At 53.0% G+C, this 16,033-nt stretch carries 20 protein-coding genes; 7 read left to right on the plus strand and 13 right to left on the minus strand.

What is annotated here, in order from left to right; genetic code table 11:
- The first annotated feature begins 231 nt into the window (after positions 1 to 231).
- From IPI86_RS22615 to IPI86_RS22645, 7 genes are read left to right on the plus strand one after another with little or no spacing between them, the layout of a single operon-like run.
- The gene (locus IPI86_RS22615; protein ID WP_345300298.1) at positions 232 to 594 is read left to right on the plus strand and encodes an endonuclease domain-containing protein; all 363 of its coding nucleotides are present in this window, start codon (positions 232 to 234) and stop codon (positions 592 to 594) included.
- 2 nt (positions 595 to 596) lie between these two features.
- Positions 597 to 2,135, plus strand: a complete 1,539-nt coding sequence (locus IPI86_RS22620; protein WP_345300299.1) for a CoA-binding protein — start codon at positions 597 to 599, stop codon at positions 2,133 to 2,135.
- The gene (locus tag IPI86_RS22625; protein ID WP_345300300.1) at positions 2,018 to 2,476 is read left to right on the plus strand and encodes an acetate--CoA ligase family protein; all 459 of its coding nucleotides are present in this window, start codon (positions 2,018 to 2,020) and stop codon (positions 2,474 to 2,476) included. The genes IPI86_RS22620 and IPI86_RS22625 overlap by 118 nt, the downstream gene beginning before the upstream one ends.
- Positions 2,451 to 2,657 (plus strand): acetate--CoA ligase family protein, encoded by a 207-nt coding sequence (locus IPI86_RS22630; RefSeq protein WP_345300301.1) that lies wholly within the window; start codon positions 2,451 to 2,453, stop codon positions 2,655 to 2,657. The genes IPI86_RS22625 and IPI86_RS22630 overlap by 26 nt, the downstream gene beginning before the upstream one ends.
- Positions 2,654 to 3,451: an MOSC N-terminal beta barrel domain-containing protein gene (locus IPI86_RS22635; RefSeq protein ID WP_345300302.1), complete on the plus strand. Its 798-nt coding sequence runs from the start codon at positions 2,654 to 2,656 to the stop codon at positions 3,449 to 3,451. The genes IPI86_RS22630 and IPI86_RS22635 overlap by 4 nt, the downstream gene beginning before the upstream one ends.
- A gap of 30 nt (positions 3,452 to 3,481) precedes the next feature.
- Positions 3,482 to 3,739, plus strand: a complete 258-nt coding sequence (locus IPI86_RS22640) for a hypothetical protein (RefSeq protein WP_345300303.1) — start codon at positions 3,482 to 3,484, stop codon at positions 3,737 to 3,739.
- Positions 3,732 to 4,511, plus strand: coding sequence for a polysaccharide deacetylase family protein (locus tag IPI86_RS22645; RefSeq protein ID WP_345300304.1), 780 nt, complete (start codon positions 3,732 to 3,734; stop codon positions 4,509 to 4,511). Before IPI86_RS22640 ends, IPI86_RS22645 begins: the two co-directional genes overlap by 8 nt.
- A 74-nt stretch (positions 4,512 to 4,585) precedes the next feature.
- On the opposite strand, the gene IPI86_RS22650 is transcribed toward IPI86_RS22645, so the two are convergent.
- The 13 genes from IPI86_RS22650 to IPI86_RS22710 form a co-directional block, all read right to left on the minus strand.
- Positions 4,586 to 5,560 carry a D-cysteine desulfhydrase family protein gene (locus tag IPI86_RS22650; protein WP_345300305.1) on the minus strand — a complete coding sequence of 325 codons (975 nt, stop codon included), beginning with the start codon at positions 5,558 to 5,560 and terminating at the stop codon, positions 4,586 to 4,588.
- Between the two features lie 9 nt (positions 5,561 to 5,569).
- Positions 5,570 to 5,950, minus strand: a complete 381-nt coding sequence (locus IPI86_RS22655) for a GxxExxY protein (protein ID WP_345300306.1) — start codon at positions 5,948 to 5,950, stop codon at positions 5,570 to 5,572.
- Between the two features lie 32 nt (positions 5,951 to 5,982).
- Positions 5,983 to 7,149, minus strand: coding sequence for a peptidoglycan bridge formation glycyltransferase FemA/FemB family protein (locus tag IPI86_RS22660; protein ID WP_345300307.1), 1,167 nt, complete (start codon positions 7,147 to 7,149; stop codon positions 5,983 to 5,985).
- On the minus strand, positions 7,149 to 8,141 hold the full coding sequence (locus IPI86_RS22665) for a peptidoglycan bridge formation glycyltransferase FemA/FemB family protein (protein ID WP_345300308.1): 993 nt from the start codon (positions 8,139 to 8,141) through the stop codon (positions 7,149 to 7,151). Before IPI86_RS22665 ends, IPI86_RS22660 begins: the two co-directional genes overlap by 1 nt.
- 1 nt (position 8,142) lies before the next feature.
- The gene (locus tag IPI86_RS22670) at positions 8,143 to 9,108 is read right to left on the minus strand and encodes a UDP-N-acetylglucosamine 4,6-dehydratase family protein (RefSeq protein WP_345300588.1); all 966 of its coding nucleotides are present in this window, start codon (positions 9,106 to 9,108) and stop codon (positions 8,143 to 8,145) included.
- Positions 9,002 to 10,054: a polysaccharide biosynthesis protein gene (locus IPI86_RS22675; RefSeq protein WP_345300309.1), complete on the minus strand. Its 1,053-nt coding sequence runs from the start codon at positions 10,052 to 10,054 to the stop codon at positions 9,002 to 9,004. The genes IPI86_RS22670 and IPI86_RS22675 overlap by 107 nt, the downstream gene beginning before the upstream one ends.
- A gap of 91 nt (positions 10,055 to 10,145) precedes the next feature.
- Positions 10,146 to 11,069 (minus strand): SDR family NAD(P)-dependent oxidoreductase, encoded by a 924-nt coding sequence (locus tag IPI86_RS22680; protein WP_345300310.1) that lies wholly within the window; start codon positions 11,067 to 11,069, stop codon positions 10,146 to 10,148.
- A gap of 2 nt (positions 11,070 to 11,071) precedes the next feature.
- A complete protein-coding gene (locus IPI86_RS22685; protein WP_345300311.1) occupies positions 11,072 to 12,538 on the minus strand; it encodes a sugar transferase in 1,467 nt (488 codons plus the stop codon).
- The gene (locus IPI86_RS22690) at positions 12,531 to 13,541 is read right to left on the minus strand and encodes a glycosyltransferase family 2 protein (RefSeq protein ID WP_345300312.1); all 1,011 of its coding nucleotides are present in this window, start codon (positions 13,539 to 13,541) and stop codon (positions 12,531 to 12,533) included. Before IPI86_RS22690 ends, IPI86_RS22685 begins: the two co-directional genes overlap by 8 nt.
- A gap of 27 nt (positions 13,542 to 13,568) precedes the next feature.
- On the minus strand, positions 13,569 to 14,540 hold the full coding sequence (locus tag IPI86_RS22695; protein WP_345300313.1) for a HAMP domain-containing sensor histidine kinase: 972 nt from the start codon (positions 14,538 to 14,540) through the stop codon (positions 13,569 to 13,571).
- 10 nt (positions 14,541 to 14,550) lie between these two features.
- Positions 14,551 to 14,949: a hypothetical protein gene (locus tag IPI86_RS22700; protein ID WP_345300314.1), complete on the minus strand. Its 399-nt coding sequence runs from the start codon at positions 14,947 to 14,949 to the stop codon at positions 14,551 to 14,553.
- 6 nt (positions 14,950 to 14,955) lie between these two features.
- Positions 14,956 to 15,636 (minus strand): response regulator transcription factor, encoded by a 681-nt coding sequence (locus IPI86_RS22705; protein WP_345300315.1) that lies wholly within the window; start codon positions 15,634 to 15,636, stop codon positions 14,956 to 14,958.
- A gap of 1 nt (position 15,637) precedes the next feature.
- On the minus strand, positions 15,638 to 16,021 hold the full coding sequence (locus tag IPI86_RS22710) for a RidA family protein (RefSeq protein WP_345300316.1): 384 nt from the start codon (positions 16,019 to 16,021) through the stop codon (positions 15,638 to 15,640).
- Between the last annotated feature and the right edge of the window lie 12 nt (positions 16,022 to 16,033).

Raw genomic sequence — 16,033 nt, forward strand, 5'->3', positions numbered from 1 at the left:
TGAGGATAATATTCTGAAAGATGTCCGCGTTGCGGTGGAAGGAAGGGGTGTGTAACTGCGGAGGGCTGTGACCCCCATCCCGGCCTTCCCCCATTCAAAACCATGAATGGGGGAAGGTGAACATACTGTATTTATGAACACTAAAATTTTCCCATCACTCGGTTTTTCCTCCCCCAATTGCGCACTTCAATTGGGGGAGATGTCCGAAGGGCAGAGGGGGTCAAAAGCCCAATGCATAAACGCACCACACCAAAAATCTTCGCGCGCGCAAAAAGACTTCACCGCGAAATGACCGAACCCGAGAGTAAACTCTGGGCACACCTGCGGGCACACAGAATGGGTGATGTCCATTTTAGAAATCAGCATGCCATTGGCAACTACATCGTTGACTTCTGTGCACCCCGAAAGAAACTCATCATCGAATTGGATGGAAGTCAGCACCTTGAACAAAAAGAATACGATGAAGAAAGAAGTGTTTTCCTGAAATCAAAAGGCTATCGAATTCTCCGCTTTTGGAATCATGAAGTAATGAACAACACAGATTCAGTCCTAACCGTGATTTGGGATTCATTGAAAGAACAAAACGAAACATAAACATGACATCATCCATCACCCCGTTCTTCTCCCCCAAAGGCGTCGTCGTCATCGGCGCATCCACATCACCAGAAAAATTGGGATATGGCGTGGCGCGCAATTTGATTCAAAGCGGATATCGCGGCGCGATCCATTTTGTGAGTCAGAAAAGCGGCGCGTTATTTGACCGTCCGCTGTATACGAATCTCGATGATGTTCCCGACCCCGTGGACCTTGCGATCCTCATCGTCCCAACCCAGTCCACGCCGCAGACGATCGAAGATTGCGCCAAACGCGGAATCAAGGCCGCCATCATTGTGTCATCGGGTTTTCGTGAAGTCGGCGCAGAAGGTGCCGCGCTCGAAGCGCAATGCGTGGAACTCGCCCGCAAACACGGCGTGCGTTTGCTCGGCCCCAACTGCATCGGCACCCTCGATACCCATCTTCCGCTCGACACAACTTTTCTCCAGCCGCCCATGCCTGCACAGGGCGGCATTGCTTTTGTCTCACATTCGGGCGCGTTTTGCGCCGCGATCATTGATTGGGCGCGCGAACAGGGCTTCGGCTTTTCGCAGATCGTCAGCCTCGGCAATCAAGCCGATGTCAACGAGACCGATGTGCTGCCCGAAGTCGCAAAAGATGAGCACACCAAAGTCATCGCGTTGTACATGGAAAGCGTTTCAAACGGCGTGAAATTCGTGCAAGCCGCAAGCGAGGTCACCAAACACAAACCCGTCATCGCACTGAAGGTCGGCCGCTTCGAAGCGGGACAAAAAGCCGCGGCCTCTCACACGGGCGCGCTGGCTGGCTCCGAAGCCGCCTTCGATGCGGCCTTTGCCAAAGCAGGCATCCTCCGCGCCGATACCGCCGAGCAAATGTTCGACTGGGCGCGGGCCTTGGAAAATTGTCCATTGCCGCGCGGGAAGCGCATGGCGATCTTGACCAACGCAGGCGGACCTGGCGTCATCGCCGCCGATTCACTCGAAACGAACGGCCTGCTCCTGTCTCAATTGACAGAGTCCACGCTGAAGGCTTTGACGAACTACCTGCCCCCCTCCGCCAGTGTCCACAACCCTGTAGATATGCTCGCCTCCGCCTCTCCCGATGCCTACGCCACCTGCCTGAATCTTCTCCTGCAAGATGAAAACGTAGATGGCGCGCTCGTCATCCTGCCTCCGCCGCCAATGTACAAAACAGAAGAAGCGGCAAAAGCAATGATTGAGGTAATCAGTAAATTTGAAAAACCCGTTGTGATCGCGTTAATGGGTTCCACCCTGGTTGAAGAAGCCAGAAAAACATTTCAACGTGCAAACATTCCAACCTATCCATTTCCAGAAAGAGCGGCATCGGCATTGGGGGCGCTTGCCAGGCGAGCAAAGCATCTCACCACAGAGCACACGGAGAGCACAGAGACTCAAAAAAGAATCTCCGGGCTGTGGCATCTTTGGCAGATCTTGACGAACTGCTCACCGCATACGGAATCCAAACCGTTCCCATCAAACTCGCGCGTGACAAAAGCGAAGTCACCGCCATTGCAAATGAACTCGGCTATCCGCTTGTGATGAAGATCGCCTCGCCCGATATTTTGCACAAATCCGATGTGGGCGGTGTGCTGCTCAACCTCACAGATGCCCAAACGCTTTTAAGTGCCTACACGCAAATGACGGAGCGAATTAAATCCGCCATGCCCACGGCGCAAATTGACGGAGTCCATTTGCAACGACAGGCTCCCGAGGGGCAGGAAGTCATCATTGGCATGGTGCGCGATCCGCTGTTCGGGCCGCTGATGATGTTCGGCTCAGGCGGCATCGAGGTGGAAGGTCTCAAAGATGTGGCGTTTGCTTTAGCACCGCTGAATCAGGCCGAGGCGCGGAAGCATGATCCGCAAAACCTGGGCAGGTAGAAAGCTGAAAGGCTTTCGCAGCATTCCAGCCGTTGACGAAGAGTCTGCCATCGATGTCCTCATCAAACTTTCGCATCTCGCGATGGATCATGAAACCGTGGACGAGATCGAGATCAACCCGTTGCGTGTGCTGGCCAAAGGCGCGGTGGCTGTGGATGTTCGAGTAAAATTGCGCGCATGATCCAACTCTCCAATCTCACGTATTACCCCATCAAAGCCTGCCGCGGATTCGATGTTGCCGAATCGCAGGTGGAACGCATGGGGCTTGCCAACGACCGCCGCATGATGGTGGTCACACCTGCGGGCGAATTTCTCACCCAACGCGAGTATCCGCGCCTGGCGCTGGTGACGCCCGCTGTAAAAAACGGCATGGTCACGCTCTCTGCGCCGAATTTTGATTCGCTGCAATTTGGAATTCAAAGCACAGGCACGCCGACCTCCGTCAACATCTGGAAAAGCAAAGACGTGAGCGCCATCGATCAGGGCGACGAATCTGCGCAGTGGCTTTCAGACTGGCTCGGCGTTTCGGTGCGGCTCGCGCATGTGGCGGATGGTTTCAAAAGAAAACTAAATCCAGCCTATGCCATCAACGCTGATGACCACACTGGATTTGCCGACGGGTACCCGATCCTGATCATCTCTGAAGAATCGCTTCTGGACTTAAACTCGCGGCTTGACTCAGCAGTCCCGATGAATCGCTTCCGCCCGAACATTGTGGTCAAAGGTTGTGACCCGTTCGCAGAAGAGACCTGGAAGCGCATCCGCATCGGCGGCGTGGAAATGGCGCTCGTGAAGCCCTGTGCCCGCTGTATGGTGACGACCATCGACAAAGACACCCTCGCCAAAAGCAAGGAACCGCTCAAGACCTTAAGCACCTACCGCAAGCAGGAACTGGGCGTCATCTTCGGCATGAATATCATCCCGTTGAATGAAGGCGTGGTTAGGGTTGGCATGAGCGTGGAAGTTTTGGAATAGCATGCAAGAGTGCACCGAATGAATGGAAACATGGAAAAAACTTTTATCGATATTCTCGGCTGGGCTGGGACAATTTTATATCTCATCGCCTACGGATTGATCTCCGCAAAAAAGGTGGAGGGCGATTCGTGGTGGTATCAGGGCTTGAATATCATCGCGGGCACGTTCCTGATCATCAACACGTTTTATTTGCGTGCCTATCCATCGGCAGGCTTGAACATTGCCTGGGTCGGAATCGCTTTTGTGACTTTAGGCCGCAAGGTATGGATGAATGCTTCGCATGACTAGCATTTCACGCAGGGATTTTTTGAAACTCGGCGGCGCGGCTTTGCTCGGCGTCTCGGCAAGCAAGTTCATCCCTGCGCAGGAGGATGAACCCAATTTCACTGCGCCGCTCGTCTGGAACGGCAGCCGCAGGTTCAAACGCATGGCATTCACTTATGACGATTGCTATTTGCTGAACAAAATGCAGGACCTTGAAGAATTGCTGAATGAATTCCCCGACTTCAAGGTGACCTTCTTTCCCGTCGGGTCGAAACTGCTCAATTTGGAAGAGCAGGACGCGGGTATCTGGAAGCGCCTCGTCGAAAAGGGACACGAGATCGGCTATCACACCTTTGACCATGTCAACCTCGGCGTCATGTCACCTGCCACTGCGTTGATGGATTACGACAAATGGCACGCAGCGTTGAATCAGGTGCTTGGCATGGAATACACGGTGCGGTTTGTGCGCCCGCCTTACGACATCATCAGCTACACCATGGATGTGCTCTGTCAGGAGCGCGGACTGGTGGCGGCGATGTTCTCCATCGGCGGCGGCGGTGAGCCCGATATCGTCACCCGCGCGATTCAAAAAGGCAAAGGCGGCGACATTGTGCAAATGCACATCCGCACACAGGATTACACATCCAGCGTGCAGGTGTTTCCGTGGTTGAAAGAAAACAACTGGGAATTGGTAACGATGAGCAAACTCTACGACGATTACCTGCGCGAGCAGATCAACCCCGAAGGCTGTGAACTGGATGCAGGCAGTTCGTTGACGAGGGTGTGTGGAAAATAATATAGAGAGTAGAGAATAGTCAGAAGTAAAAAAGAGGCAGCCACCAGCGACTGCCTTTACTATTTCTCTACTTTCTATTCTCGAATAATGTCTTGAGAATATTTATCCGCAAACAGCGCGGGCTGGCCGCCTGTGTGCCAGAACAGGATGGTTTCGTCTTTTTTGAAAAACCCCTTGCGAATCAGATCGATCATCCCTGCGGCGGCGCGGCCTGTGTAGACGGGGTCAAGCAGCAGGCCTTCGGTGCTGGCAAATAATTTAATCGCCTCGCGCTCCCCTTCTCCGAAAACACCATAGCCTGCCTGACAATAATTTTCATTTACCAGAACATCGTCACTCGTAAACTGAATCTGTTCGCTGAGTTTTTCACTTGCCTGCGTAGCCAACTCAGAGACATGTGCCTTGATCTGCGCCTCAGGCTCGTCAATGCTGATTCCCAGCACCATCCCTTTGAAGCCAAACACACGCTGTCCCAGCACAAGCCCTGCATGCGTCCCGCCCGAGGACGTGCCGAACACGATCCAATCCACTTTCCTGTTCTGGTTCATGAATTCTTCCATCGCGAAGGTATAGCCCATTGTGCCCGTGGGGCTTGATCCACCGTAAGGAACGAGATATGGCCGCTTCCCAGCGGCAACGGCTTTGTCAAAGGTCTCCTGTAAAATACGGTCGCGGTCTTTGCGGTCTTCCACGGTGACGATCTCCGCGCCGAAGAGTTGGTCAAGCAGAAAATTCGCGGAAGCTTGTTTCGGTTTTTCGCCTGTCAACACCAGCGTACAGTCAAAACCAAAACGGGCGGCGGCGGCCACGGTCTGTCGGCAATGATTCGATTGGATCGCGCCCGCAGAGATCAGCATCGTTGCGCCCTGCTCCTGCGCCTCCGCAACCAGGAATTCCAGCTTGCGGGTCTTGTTCCCGCCAAAAGCCAGCCCCGTCTGGTCATCGCGTTTGACGAGGATGCGCGGACCACCGAGCGCCTGCGTCAAACGCGGAAGGTCTTCGATCGGTGTGGGGAGATGGGCAAAATTCAATCGGGGAATGGTTTTCATTGGGCTCCTTTAGGCATCCACAAATTGTTTCCACTCAAGTTCGGGATGACTGCCGAAGTTGATCAGCACACCAACTTTGTAGCCAGAAGTTTTCAGATAGTGAAGCATCTGGGATTCTTCCTTGTCGGTCAATTTATCCAGAACCTTGAATTCGACAACGATTTTGTCAAAGCAGATCATATCTGCGACGTATTTCTTTTTCAGGCGATGCTGTTTGTATTGAACCTGCAGGTTTTGCTGCGGAACAAAGGGAACGTCCATGAAGTCAGCCTCGATCTCCATCGCCTCCTGATAAGCCGCCTCCAAAAACCCTGAACCCAACTCGCGATGCACTTCCGTCGCCACTTTTATGATCGCAAGCACTTCTTCGGTGTAATTCGTCTCAGTCATTATGCCTCCAAAAAATTAGCACTTCGCGGATTCTATTCCAGTCCCTGCTTCGTTTTCTCTTTTCCTCTGGAACGCATCACATCCAGCACGCGCGGCATGATATCTGCATAGAGTTTGTACCAAAGTTTGTTCGGGGCAAAGTCATACGCGCCGAGTGTCCGCACCACTTCACCGCCGAGGCCTTCCTTGAAGCGATACACACCCCACATCGAATCGCTCTCGTCGAACACCTCGGGCGCGCCCCACAGGTCATACAGAGAACAACCCGCCGCCTTTGCGCGCTTCATGGCCTCCCATTGCAAAAGATAGGTCGGCATTTTCTCGCGGTGCAAATTGCGCGACATGCCATACACATAATACGCCCGCCCCGCGAACATAAACAGGAAAATCGCCGCAACAGGAACACCGTCAACTTCGGCAACGAGCGGGATGGCAAAAGGCTGCGTGCCCTGCGCTGCAGACGAATGATTCTCCATGAACAATTTCCAAACCGTCAGGTAATAATTTTCATCGCGGATCACAAATCCATCGCGCACACTTGTCTCGGCGTACATGCGATACAGCATCCCCAACTCATCCAGTTTGCCAGCCCGCACCGTAACGCCCTTCTTCTCTGCGAGGCGCACGTTGTAACGAGTCTTCGGCTTCATACGCATGAGCATTTCATCTTCCGATGCGGATAGATCGATCAAGACCGTATTTTGGAATTGGATCTGCTCCGACGAAATTCCCCACCCTCTGCGCTTCAATTCGGACATAACGGTCTGGCCGCCGTTATCGAGAACATCCCCTTCGCTGTGAGGGACTCCGCGCCCGAGGACAACATCAGGGTCAATTTTCAGGAAGATCGCACCTTGTTTCTTCGCAAAGGATTGCAAGTCGTTCAACACACGAGTACGCAGAGGCACATTATCCCAATCCATGAGCGGACCTTTCGGCGCGTACAACACAGACAGCCGCGCAGCAAATCCGCGGTTGAGGATGGTGCGTTTGAGAATAAGGCAGGCGGCTACAACTGGTGAGTGGAAAGTGGAAAGTGCTTGCGGATCGCTTTCCACTTTCCACTTTCCATCCTCTGTCCAAACAGCGTAGATCGGCACCCACCCATATTTCGCTTTCACCTGCCCCCATTCATAGGTTTGGAGGAAGTGCGGGTTGGGAAGAGTGGAAATGATTTGATTCCAAAAATTACTTTTCACTACTCTCTATTTCCTATGTACTTCACATACGCCCAATACAACAGCGGATTGTACACTCTGTCCACGGCTTGGGCGGCGCGTTTGAGTTGACCACCAAATCCGCGCTTGAAACGGTAAACGCCCCACAACCCATCGTGACGGGTTTCGAAATTGGCTTCGAGGGTTTCCTCGTTTTCGTCAGGGACGCCCCACAAATCATATTCGTCACAGCCGCGCGCTTTCGCCCAGCGGATGGCTTCCCACTGCAAAAGATAAGTGGGCATGCGGTTGCGTTCCTGATCGTTCGAGGCGCCATACACATACCAGGCACGTTTCGCATTGGAGAAAACCATCAACGAAGCCAGCGGTTTGCCTTCGAATTCCGCGACGAGCAATTCACAAGTCCCTTTCGGGTGGAACAACTCATAGGCACGTTGATAATATTCCTTTGAATGCACGCCAAAGTTATCGCGCCCGCCTGTGACGGTCATCATTTCATGGAAGGCGGGAATATCGTCCCATGATCGGACGGTGATACCCTTTTTCTCGGCGAGGCGGATGTTGTAGCGGCATTTCGGTTTCATCCGCGCGAGAATGGTTTCTTCACTATCTTTAATGTCAATAGTGATCGTGCGCGGGGGTTGGATGTTGTGGGGGGAAAGTTTGAAAGCTTGAAGGTTGGAAGGTTGGAAAGTTTCTTCCCAGGTATCGGTTTCAATTTTCAGGAAGATGGCGTGATTCTTTTTACAGATCGAATCTACTTCACGCCAAAACGATTCGTTGTCAACCATCAACCGTCCACTATCAACTGGTTTCGGCATGTAGCCGAGAGTCAACCCCAAAGGCAGGCGGCGGAAGAGGATCTGGGCACCCGTTTCACGGTCAAGAAGGAGGCGAACGGGTTTCCATCCAAAATCATTTTTGAGCTCACCCCATTCGCCCATCTGCAATAGATGCGCGTCTGGATGTTCGGCTATGAATTGATTCCAAGCGGAGAGGGTGACTTCGGGCATGTCAGACTTCGAGGTAGTCGTGCGGGGCGTTGAAAATGGTGGAGCCGGGGATCAGTTGATCGAGAAGTTTGGCGATGGATTGCGCGTCAGCAGAGAGGCTGAGGGTGGATAACTGCTCGATGGCCTGAGTCAGGTCAAGGTTAAGAGAGGATGCGGCGTCTTGGTCGAGTCGAAAAATATCGGGGTGCGAAGTCTGAATGAGAGAGGTGCCTTCATCCCAAAGTTCTTCGGTAAGTTTTTCGCCGGGGCGGATGCCCGTGAAGGCGATCTCGATATCTTTTTGCGGTTCGAGTCCCGAAAGTTTGATCAGGTCTTCGGCGAGATCGAGAATGCGGACGGGTTCACCCATATTGAGGACGAAGACTTCGCCGCCGTTGTTCATGGATGAAGCCTGCAAAACGAGATACACGGCTTCGGGGATGGTCATGAAAAAACGGAACATGTCAGGATGCGTAATGGTGATGGGGCCGCCATTGGCGATCTGATTTTTGAAAATGGGAATGATGCTGCCGCGACTGCCCAGCACATTGCCAAAGCGGACCACGGTGAAGGCGCGTTTGTTCTCTTTGGTACCGCCTGCACGGGCAGGCTTGTGCGCGGCGTCGAGGACGATGGCTTCAGCAAGGCGTTTGGTTGCGCCATAAATGCTGGAGGGATGCACGGCTTTATCGGTGGAGATCAACACGAACCGCTCAACGTTGTGATCGAGCGCAGCTTGAACAACATTGCGTGTGCCAAGCACATTGTTGGTGATCGCCTCAACAGGATTGGCTTCCATCAATGGGACATGCTTGTGTGCGGCGGCGTGAAAAACAACCTGCGGATGGTGCTGTGCAAAAACAGAATCAAGCCGCTGTTCGTTACGGATATCGGCAATGATGGGAATCAATTTCAGCGCGGAATAATCGTTTTGCAATTCGAGCAAGATCTCGAAGATGCTGTTTTCGCCGTGACCGAGCAAGATCAAGCTGTGAAGGGTTACGGCGCGCGATCTGGCGGCACAACTCGCGGCCAATGGAACCGCCCGCGCCAGTGACCAGCACGCACTTGCCTTCGAGCGCCTGCCCCACCTGTTCATCATTCACGCGGACATGGTCGCGGCGGAGGAGATCGGTGATATCCACTTCGCGCAGGCGATTAACGCTGACCTTGCCGCCGAGCAATTCGTAAATACCGGGCATGGTGCGCGAAAGGATTCCTTTTTTGCGGCAAGCGTCATTAACTGCGCGGATGATCTTTCCAGGCGCGGACGGAATGGCGATGATGACTTCGTCGATACGTTGATTTTCGAGGACTTCAGGAAGTTTGCTGACCTTTCCGATCACAGACACACCGTAGATCTGGTGATTCTGTTTGGCGGGGTCGTCATCCAAAAAGCCGACAGGGAAAAGATTCAACTGGGACGATTTTTGCAATTCACGCACAACCAGCGCGCCTGCGTCGCCTGCGCCGATGATAAGTGCGCGCCTGTTCTCACGAAGCGCGGCGCGCGAAGCCGACGATTGCTCGGCTAGGATTCGCAAAGCAAACCGCGAGCCGCCGATGAGAACGAGCGAGAAGAGCCAATCAATGCCGAGAGCGGAACGAGGCATGCCAGGCTGGATGAAGCCGATGCTGCTGAACAAAAGCATGACTCCCGAAGTGAGCACTGACGCGGCAGTCACAGCTACGGTGATGAGTCGCAGCTCGCTGGTGCTGGCATAAACCCACAATCGACGATAGAGGCCGAAGGAAAAATATACTGGGACTTTGACCAGCAGAGCCACCACGCACATCAACAACGCAGCGGGAAAATAAAAAGGCAACTCGCTCACATCCAGACGCAACGCAAAACTGCCCAGCACCGAAACGATGATGAGGGCAAGGTCGCCAATTAAGACGAAGCGGTTGCGAATATGAGGACGGGAAGACATGGGGAAAAGGATGAGGGATGAAGGGCGAGAAGTAAAAGGTGAGAAGCTGACTACACTTTGCCTTTTACTTTTTACCTATTACTCTATTTCTCTACGCCCCGCGCATTTCTTCCACGGCTTCATAAAGCCCATCCGCCAGTGTGACTTGTGGTTTGAAACCGAGAGTTTCCATGATCTTCTTCGGGGTACCGATGGAGCGGTAAATGTCGCCAGCGCGAGGCTCAGCATGGACATGTTTAGGCGCATTCGGGAAGAGTTCGTAGAGAATATCAAGCAGGTCGAGCAGGCGGGTTTCCACACCGGTACAGACGTTGAAGATTTGTCCAGGTGCGGCTGGATGCTGGGATGCGAGCAGGTTGGCCTGCACCACATCGCGCACGTTGACCAGGTCACGGCTTTGGCCGCCATCGCCATAGATGGTAATGGGTTTGTTATCCAACATACGGCGGATAAAGATCGGAACGGCGGCGGCATACATGGAATCAGGTCGCTGGCGCGGACCGTAGACATTGAAATAGCGGAGTGCAGCCACTTCAAAGCCAAAATAATCGGTAAATAATTGCGCGTACTTTTCATCCACGCGCTTGGAAGTAGCGTAGGGTGAAAGCTGTTTTAACGGAGTATCTTCCACAAGCGGCATGGCGGTCGAATCGCCGTACACAGCCGCACTGGATGCGATCACGGCACGTTTGACGCCCGCCTTGCGTGCCGCTTCAAAAAGGATGGAAGTGCCGGTCACGTTCACATCGAAACATTCCTGTGGTTTTTCCATTGACTCAGGAACAGAAACGAAGGCCGCCTCGTGAAAAATGATATCCATGCCGCGCACGGCTTCCGCCACTTGGGAAGCATCACGCAGATCACCTTCGATGATCTCGACGTCGAGACCCTTCAAATTATCACGTTTACCTGAGGAGAAGTTATCCAATACGCGGACTTTATCTCCCTGCTTTAGCAGAGCCTGTACAATGTGAGAGCCAATAAAACCCGCGCCGCCTGTTACCAAATAATTCATTTTTACCTTCCTGTTCTTCTTAATACGGTTCCGATGGTCCGCAACACGATGTTGAAATCCATGTTCAGTGTGCGGTGCTTGATGTAATACAGGTCATATTCGAGCTTGACCACAGTCTCTTTTACGCTGGCCACGTAGCCATAATTGATCTGTGCCCAGCCAGTGAGCCCTGGTTTTACCAGCAAACGCGCGCGGTAAAAGGGGATCTGCTTTTGGAATTGCGCCACCAACTCGGGGCGTTCTGCACGCGGACCGACGAGACTCATTTCACCCGTCAACACGCTCAGGAATTGTGGCATTTCATCGAGGCGGGTACGGCGCAAAAAATTACCCACACGGGTTACGCGTGGATCATTAACAGTTGCAGGCCGTGCCTCGCCATCCGCTTCGGCGTCTTGCATCATGGAGCGGAATTTATAAATCCTGAATAATCTACCACCCTTGCCAAGTCTTTCCTGTGAATAGAAAATGGGAAATCCGCTTTCCACGACAATGGCAATTGCCGTGAATGGAAAAATAATCGCAAAGATCAACAATCCCAGCAGGCCGCCAAAAATATCCATCAGGCGCTTGAACAATTCGTACACCCCGCTCACGCGGACCTGATCCACGAACGAGCGGATGACCCAATCTGATTCAAGATGTTCGACAGGCACACGCTGGGTCATCTCTTCATACATGATGGGCATGCGCGTCACTTCCACACCCTGTTCCTGTGCATCCAAAATGGTTTGAAACGTCTCACCCTTTATTTCGCCGTTGATGGCGACCACAATATCTGAAATACGATGGGTTTCTATCATTTCGAGCAGTTTCTGGCTGCTCCCCAGCACCGCAAAGCCATGATAGGACTTGGCTTGCTTGCGCAGGTCATCGTCAATGTAGCCAATCAAAATGAACGGCGGCGGGCTGAACTTGCGGTAAATATCTGCCAGTGAATGTCCCGCCTTGCCGGCACCCACGATGAGCACACGGCGCATCAACCCTGATGAGGTGTAGAGTCGTATATAGATGGCGCGCCAGGCCAGGGTTAGGATGGATGCGAAAATGAGGAATGCACCCACGCCGATACGCGGAAGCGACTCAGGGTCTTGATTAAATGTAAAAAGCAGTGAGTATCCCAACAGCCCGACGATCGGCGCAACAGCAATTCCACGCAGGGTTTTTCTCCAGCTTGCGGCGGTATGCGTCTCATACGAATCCACCATCAGCAAAAGCCAGACAAGCGGAAGGAGATAAAACCAAACGGGGATCTTCAGTTCAATAATGGTTGCAGCCAGACGCTCAGCTCGGGATTCGGAAAATCCACGCTCGACCAACCGCGCGACCTCGCGCACAAGCGAGAACTGATACCAGGTGAACAAAGCCGCAAACATCGCACCGACAGATGCGACAAGATCTCCCGCCAACAGAATCGTACGCTGTTCGCTGGGTCTTAATCGAAGGGGGGGTCTAATAATATCAGCCATGATTACGAGCCGAAGCGGGACTTGAAATAAAACTCCACAAAAAACCTGCACCCCATGAAAGGTGCATGGTCGTTATGGCAAGCGGCAGACCGAAAAACAGAAAACCATTTCGTTTTTCAACTGCCAGTTTCAAACCAGCCAGGCCAAGGACAAAAAAATAGATCGCCAATTGGGCGGCAAGGGCATAACGCGCAAGCCCAAAAAACAAGGATAACACAATAAAAACGATCACGGACAATACAAACAACGGTGGAAGCGCCTGTCTCCAGCGCAATGTATGCGGATAACGCTTGAGCATTTTCAACTTCCAAAAACCGTAACGCCAGTATTGCGCCGCAAGCCTGCCGAGCGTGCTTCTCGAAAAATACACCGAACGGATCGAAGGGTCAAGCCAGACTGTCCCGCCCGATTCGCGCACACGTGTGTTGAATTCGTAATCTTCATTCGCCAGCAGGGTTTCATCAAAAGCACCGATCTTCTCGATCAGCGTGCGGCGAAACGAACCAAATGGCACCGTATCCACCGCGCCCGCTTTCGCATTGAGCCGATACATCGCATCGCCCACACCCAGCGGATGCGCCGCCGCAAACGAGATCGACTTCGCGATCAGGGTATCCGCGCCCGGGCGAATCTCCCACACGCCGCCGATATTCTCTCCTTTTCCCGCTTCATGCGCAGCCACACACCGCTCCACATATTCGGGAATCGGCATGGAATGTGCATCAAGGCGGACGAAAACATCGCCTCGCCCCTGACGAATGGCCTGATTCAGCGCCGAAGGAATTGCCTTCACCGTATTATCCACCACCCGTATCTCCAGATCAGCGTGTTCCTTTTGAAACGACTCGATCACGGACCGTGTGTTATCGGTGGACATTCCATCTGAAATGATCAGTTCCATCTGCGCGCGCGGATAGGTCTGCGCGAGGACGGCATCAAGTAAATGACGAATGGTGGATTCTTCGTTATAGCAGGGGACAATGATCGAGACAAAGGGTGGCATTTTAAGGAGTAGATCCCAAATGAGCGTTTATTTTTTGCCCAGCGGCAGGAACACCTCAAAGGTGGCACCCTCCCCCTGCCTACTGCGGACGCTTATTCTACCACCATGCGCCTGTACGATCTCACTTGCGATTGCCAGCCCCAGCCCCGCGCCATGCTTCTCTCCGCCCTTGCGGGCAGGGTCCGCTTGATAGAAACGCTCGAAAATATGTTTCTGCACTTCAGCAGAGATACCCATACCCGTGTCTGAGACCGCGACTCGCATTTCTCCATTTACAACAGATACGTGCAGCAAAATCGACCCGCCTTGCGGTGTGAACTTGAGTGCATTATCCACCAGATTGGTGAAGACTTGCGCGAGTCGGTCGCCATCGGCAGTGACAGCAGGCAGGTTCTCAGCGCCTTCCACCTTAATCTGTACGCCTGTCCGCTGCAATTGCGGAGAAAATTTTTCTGCAACCGCATTCAGCAGAGCAGTCATTTTCACGGGAGACATCGTAATATCCGCCGTGCCCGAATCGAGCCGCGCCAGATCGAGCAGGTCCAGCACCATGCGATGCATACGCCCCGATTCATCATAAATCACCTGCGCAGCCTTCTGGCGAGCTTCATCTGAATCCGCTGTACCATCCAGGATCGCCTGCGCAAATCCCTGAATGGATGTGAGCGGCGTCTTCAATTCATGCGAGACATTGGCGACAAAATCACGCTGCGACCTTTGACTCGCCTGCGTACGCATCATCATCGCATTGAACGCCCGCGTCAATTCCTGGACCTCGTGCGGGCCGCGGATATCGACAGGCTTCACATCCGCTGACGGCATTTCACGCGCCGTGGTCACCACCCGCTGCAATGGGTCGGCGATCCAGCGCGCAAACAGGAAAGCCACCACCAGCGACAGGAGCAGCGCGAATAATCCGCTTCGCAGAATGAGCGGGAGAAAATCATCGGTGAACACATTTGAAATGGAAAGTTTCGGACGTGGGGAGGCAACGAGCAAATACGTTTTATCAGGGAAGAAGCTCGATCGAATACAGCCAGGCCTTGCCGTTCGCGTCGCGGATCAACGGCATATCGCGGGCAAACACTCTCTTTTCAGGAAACGGCAATGCGGCTTCTTTACCTGAGTATGTATCCAGGGTCGTTTGCTTATCCTGTGAATACAGGATCACCCGCACATCGAAAATCAACGATGCTTTTTGCGCTGAAATGGAAATAGGCTGGGAATTCGATGTCCGTGAATTTTCCAGTACAACGCCCTGCACGGCACGCAGCCGCTCCAGGGTCTGGCGATATAACAATGGATTGGTGATAAGGTATGAAAACAGAATTATCGCCACGACACCCAATGCCGTGACGATAAGAAGTGCATAACTCAACCAAAGACGGGAACGCAGCGAAGAAAACATGGATGGTTACGTGACCAGCTTATATCCAACACCTGTGACCGTTTCTATTTTCACAGTGGAGCCTTCCAGCTTTTTTCGAAGATGCGCAATGTGAACATCCACTGTGCGGGTCTGGCCGTAGAAATCGAATCCCCACGCAAGTTGAAGCAATTGCTCGCGGGTGAAGACACGGCCGGGCTGCTCTGCCAAAGTAAGCAAAAGGTCAAATTCCTGCGTACGCAGATCGAGGGTCTGTGAGGCGACGGAAACTTCACGGGAGGCAGGATCAATGGTCAGGTCGCCGCGATGAAGCGGTTTTCCATCCGCTTGTTTTTTGCCATCGCTCCTGCGCAGGATCGCTTTGACACGCGCGATCAATTCACGCGGATTAAATGGTTTGGTGAGGTAATCATCCGCGCCGAGTTCGAGGCCGAGAATTTTATCGATATCTTCATCCCGCGCGGTGAGCATGATGATGGGCGTCTGGTCGCCTTTTATGCGCAACGAGCGACAGACTTCAAAACCGTCCAGCTTGGGCAGCATCACATCCAACACGATCAACGCGGGACGATACTTCGTAACTGCCTCGAGCGCAGATTCACCGTCCCCAACCTCCTGTACACGAAAACCATCCCGCTCGAAATACATGCGCGAGAGTTGAATAATGGATGGTTCGTCGTCAACAAGCAGGATGAGTTCGGAGGACATGTTACATCGCGATTACAACAGCTTCAACTTCGACCAGGCCGCCCTTGGGCAAACCCGCCACTGCCACGGTACTGCGCGCAGGCGGATTCTCGCCGAAGTATTCCGCATAAATGGAATTCATCTTCGGGAAATCAGCCATGTCTTTCAAAAAGACCGTGGTCTTGACCACATTATCCATGCTGGAGCCAGCGGCTTCAATGACATTGCGCAAATTATTTAGAGCCTGACGCGTCTGCTCTTCCACCGCGCCTGCAACCAACTCCCCTGTGGTTGGGTCAAGGCCGATCTGCCCGGCAGTGAAGATAAACGAATCTGTACGAATGGCCTGTGAGTATGGACCGATCGCCTTTGGAGCCTTTTCTGTGTGGATAACTTTCTTTCTCATAAATAACCTCTT

Source organism: Candidatus Villigracilis affinis, from assembly GCF_016705895.1.
GTDB lineage: Bacteria > Chloroflexota > Anaerolineae > Anaerolineales > Villigracilaceae > Villigracilis > Villigracilis affinis.

What these genes read in the sequence shown, in the direction of transcription:
- IPI86_RS22640 (WP_345300303.1), top strand. Translation starts at nt 3,482, where the DNA reads ATGGAAAAAACTTTTATCGATATTCTCGGCTGGGCTGGGACAATTTTA.
- IPI86_RS22690 (WP_345300312.1), bottom strand. Translation starts at nt 13,541, where the DNA reads ATGCCACCCTTTGTCTCGATCATTGTCCCCTGCTATAACGAAGAATCC.
- IPI86_RS22650 (WP_345300305.1), bottom strand. Translation starts at nt 5,560, where the DNA reads ATGAAAACCATTCCCCGATTGAATTTTGCCCATCTCCCCACACCGATC.
- IPI86_RS22710 (WP_345300316.1), bottom strand. Translation starts at nt 16,021, where the DNA reads ATGAGAAAGAAAGTTATCCACACAGAAAAGGCTCCAAAGGCGATCGGT.
- IPI86_RS22655 (WP_345300306.1), bottom strand. Translation starts at nt 5,950, where the DNA reads ATGACTGAGACGAATTACACCGAAGAAGTGCTTGCGATCATAAAAGTG.
- IPI86_RS22700 (WP_345300314.1), bottom strand. Translation starts at nt 14,949, where the DNA reads ATGTTTTCTTCGCTGCGTTCCCGTCTTTGGTTGAGTTATGCACTTCTT.
- IPI86_RS22620 (WP_345300299.1), top strand. Translation starts at nt 597, where the DNA reads ATGACATCATCCATCACCCCGTTCTTCTCCCCCAAAGGCGTCGTCGTC.
- IPI86_RS22615 (WP_345300298.1), top strand. Translation starts at nt 232, where the DNA reads ATGCATAAACGCACCACACCAAAAATCTTCGCGCGCGCAAAAAGACTT.
- IPI86_RS22675 (WP_345300309.1), bottom strand. Translation starts at nt 10,054, where the DNA reads ATGTCTTCCCGTCCTCATATTCGCAACCGCTTCGTCTTAATTGGCGAC.
- IPI86_RS22685 (WP_345300311.1), bottom strand. Translation starts at nt 12,538, where the DNA reads ATGGCTGATATTATTAGACCCCCCCTTCGATTAAGACCCAGCGAACAG.
- IPI86_RS22635 (WP_345300302.1), top strand. Translation starts at nt 2,654, where the DNA reads ATGATCCAACTCTCCAATCTCACGTATTACCCCATCAAAGCCTGCCGC.
- IPI86_RS22680 (WP_345300310.1), bottom strand. Translation starts at nt 11,069, where the DNA reads ATGAATTATTTGGTAACAGGCGGCGCGGGTTTTATTGGCTCTCACATT.
- IPI86_RS22645 (WP_345300304.1), top strand. Translation starts at nt 3,732, where the DNA reads ATGACTAGCATTTCACGCAGGGATTTTTTGAAACTCGGCGGCGCGGCT.
- IPI86_RS22705 (WP_345300315.1), bottom strand. Translation starts at nt 15,636, where the DNA reads ATGTCCTCCGAACTCATCCTGCTTGTTGACGACGAACCATCCATTATT.
- IPI86_RS22630 (WP_345300301.1), top strand. Translation starts at nt 2,451, where the DNA reads ATGATCCGCAAAACCTGGGCAGGTAGAAAGCTGAAAGGCTTTCGCAGC.
- IPI86_RS22665 (WP_345300308.1), bottom strand. Translation starts at nt 8,141, where the DNA reads ATGCCCGAAGTCACCCTCTCCGCTTGGAATCAATTCATAGCCGAACAT.